The sequence below is a fragment of the Shewanella sp. SG41-4 genome, from assembly GCF_014164505.1.
Classification (GTDB): Bacteria; Pseudomonadota; Gammaproteobacteria; order Enterobacterales; family Shewanellaceae; genus Shewanella.
This window is the reverse complement of sequence record NZ_JACJFI010000374.1, coordinates 1-2,947: the sequence shown is the minus strand read 5'-3', so window position 1 is coordinate 2,947 and position 2,947 is coordinate 1. Positions and strand designations below refer to the sequence as shown.

At 39.9% G+C, this 2,947-nt stretch carries 3 protein-coding genes; 2 read left to right on the top strand and 1 reads right to left on the bottom strand.

The genetic code is table 11. The features are described from left to right. The coding region (locus H5202_RS19815) for a hypothetical protein (protein ID WP_182773579.1) at positions 1 to 309 on the top strand (309 nt) is incomplete at its 5' end. A gap of 193 nt (positions 310 to 502) precedes the next feature. After that, positions 503 to 1,252 (top strand): RES family NAD+ phosphorylase, encoded by a 750-nt coding sequence (locus H5202_RS19810; RefSeq protein ID WP_182773578.1) that lies wholly within the window; start codon positions 503 to 505, stop codon positions 1,250 to 1,252. Positions 1,253 to 2,356: 1,104 nt separating this feature from the next. Here the strand turns inward: H5202_RS19810 and H5202_RS19805 are convergent. Next, positions 2,357 to 2,947 (bottom strand): tyrosine-type recombinase/integrase (locus H5202_RS19805; protein WP_182773577.1); only part of this gene is annotated, 591 nt, incomplete at its 5' end.

Below are 2,947 nucleotides of genomic sequence, written 5' to 3'. Positions count from 1 at the left end.
ATATTGGCCTATCAGAAAGATGCTATTGATGTAATTGGGCGTTGCGATTTTTCTTATTCATGGTGGCGACCAATGTTCTGGATGATAGCTATAGCACAGGATTCTAGATATCACAGTAATGAGGCTATAAAATTTTATGGGACAAAGCCCTATTTTAAAGAAGTTGTGAAAAGACTTGATGCAGCTTATGGCCTAAATCCGATTGATAATATTCAAGAAATGATTAGTTTGATAAAAGATCACCCTAAGTTGAACAAGCAATATAACCTTGATCCAAACCATCTAGAACTCAATAGTTGGAAGGTTTAGCTATTAATCGCGTGTTAAGCAGATCTCCCCAGGTAAGAGCATGAACTTTCTTTGCACTGCTGGATCACTTGCGGTGGCTATTAGATCACGTGGTTCCGTCACCTTGTGCCAACTCACCTCTGTAGTGGCCAATTTAAACAACACTTCGCAGCCCAAATTCCGGTGAGTGAGGCGTTATATGTAAGGGAAAGTTATGAGTTTTAAGTCATGGGATAGCTATATGCAGTTTAGCTATTCAATTCGAAATAAATCGCGATATATTTTAGACGAAGATGCGCAAAGCTTTCTTCAAGGTATCAAGGATACTTGCGAAAGTCGCGTAGAAGTGATTGAACCGAATTCAAAGATGTGGAGAGCACAAATGGGGCATGATAGCTTGCCATTGCTGCAAGATGATATTCATGTCGATGATATATTCATCCCTTATCCTGAGAAAAGAATGAGACCTTTACCTGACAGTGCCTCTGAGGGAAGGGCAAACCCCAAGGGGATTCCTTGTTTGTATGTTGCATCTCAAAAAGAAACAGCAATGTCTGAGATCAGACCTTGGTTGGGTTCGATAATATCAGTGGCAAGATTTACCAATTCTAAAGAACTTCGAGTAATCGATTTCTCAAGACATCATAATGATAATTTACCTTTTTACTTTTCAGAACCTGGTGACGCTAAAAGGATTGAAGCTGTATGGACTAATGTAGATAAAGCTTTTTCTCAACCGGTCATAAATAGTGACCTGAAGTCAGATTATGCACCCACTCAAATTATAGCTGAGTTAGTAAAATCGTTAGGTTATGACGGCATAGCTTTTAGAAGTTCACTTGGACGAGGGCACAACCTAGCACTTTTTGATTTAAATAGTGTTACCTTTAAAGACAGTAGCTTGTTTCGGGTTAATGATGTTCAGTTCTCGTTTGAAAGCAGTAATGACGAACGTTACATATAACAAGCGTTTAAGACGGATTCCCAACGTTTGGCATTTCCGGCTTACTTCAGTTTAAGTTTCTATGTCACAATGGTTTATGTAGGGTGGTTGCGTTGCTCACAATTTAACGCGGCGTGACCGTATATCCGGCCGCTATACTTTTTCTAATGCCAATACTCATTTCTAGATTATTAACTCTAACAAGCTTTTGTCCAGAAACAAGCTTGGAATCGGTTAATCTCTACTTTCACTTTGTAGTGGCCACCAAATAAGAGTTCGGCTTACGATGTTTAAGTGCCGAAGTGTGTTGTGAATGGACCCTGGCAGTATGTTCAAGCATCCGATAGTGCAGATTTTTCTGAAAAAACACTAGACCATCTAATAGGTAACAGGCTTGTTGGGAGCAGGGTGGTTACGATGTAAATCGACCTACATATTTTTTCTCTCCAGATGCTCATACAGTTTAATTAAACACTTCAGACCTTGCCAAAAAACTAATCAGTACACGATGACAAGACTTGTCTCAATGACCAAGTTCACAATCGGAAAATCGGCGCGAGTTAAGTTTTGCATCATGGTCAAAATTCAGCTTCATTTATAGAACTGACGACAAACAGGAATCAGAGGATATTTATTCCTGTGGATCACAATCGTCTATCAAAGCAATCAGTCTTCTACATGCACTTGCCGTACTTGAAATCTGATTGGTCAAGGTAGTCTAGTTAGTACAGATTTTACGTAGGCACGCATTACAAATGTCAGGCATTATTTTCCGCAACCAAAATAGCTAGATCTCACGTTAAATTTGAATCTCAGTTTTCCTGGTATCAATGAAAAATGGCTCTAGGCCAATAGTAGTTTGGGCTAGAGTCATTCAAATTTCAGTGGGATCAAGTTTCGATCTCAATGTCGAATATCACAAGCGGCAAGTTAGGTAGATTACACAAATACTCTATTTAACATAATATACATTGTGCGCATACATATACGTACATTAGACGTTATGTTCAATAATAAGTCTTTGTAGGCATTGATTGCTCATTAACAGCCTAATGTAGCTTTATGTGCTTTTTATCATCGCGCTGAGATTGCATGCTTTAACTATTTGCGGCTTGTGCCTGCCAATTATTTAATCTCAGCAAGATGATTTAACGGTTTATTGAATGCGCTTTGATGTCGTTCAGTTTGTGTGGTGTGTAAATACTGTGATGTTGTGTCGATGCTCTCATGACCGGCATCGGCCTGGACATGTGACAATGGTCGACGGTTGATATTGATGTCATGCGTGATACCAGTATGGCGAATATTATGCGCGCTGAGTTTTCGCATAAGTTGGCTGTCGTGTTCAAAACCATCTTTAGCAGCATTGTCTGCAGCTAAGTTAATCAGTTTATCTATTTCGTCACGTATGTGCCGAATACCAAGATTGGCGTTGATGACGCCAGGTTCACGTCCATGGGCTGCTGCTTTATGACGAACAAATATAGGATGTTGATCGTTGATGTTGGGTAAATCACTGAGACGCAGATAACGTCGATAATCAACTAGACCAGCCAGTAACGCTTTTGATATGGCAATATTGCGAGCTTTGCCGCTTTTAGAAAATGGTACGTGAAAATACCAGATACCAGAATGTGGATCTTGTCTAAACTGGCTCATGATGGGCGCATAACCTGCGCGTGCACTGATTTCGGATATGCGTAAGTAGCAGCTATA

Excerpts from the sequence above, each read along its gene's own strand:
- H5202_RS19810 (WP_182773578.1), top strand. The coding sequence starts at position 503 with ATGAGTTTTAAGTCATGGGATAGCTATATGCAGTTTAGCTATTCAATT.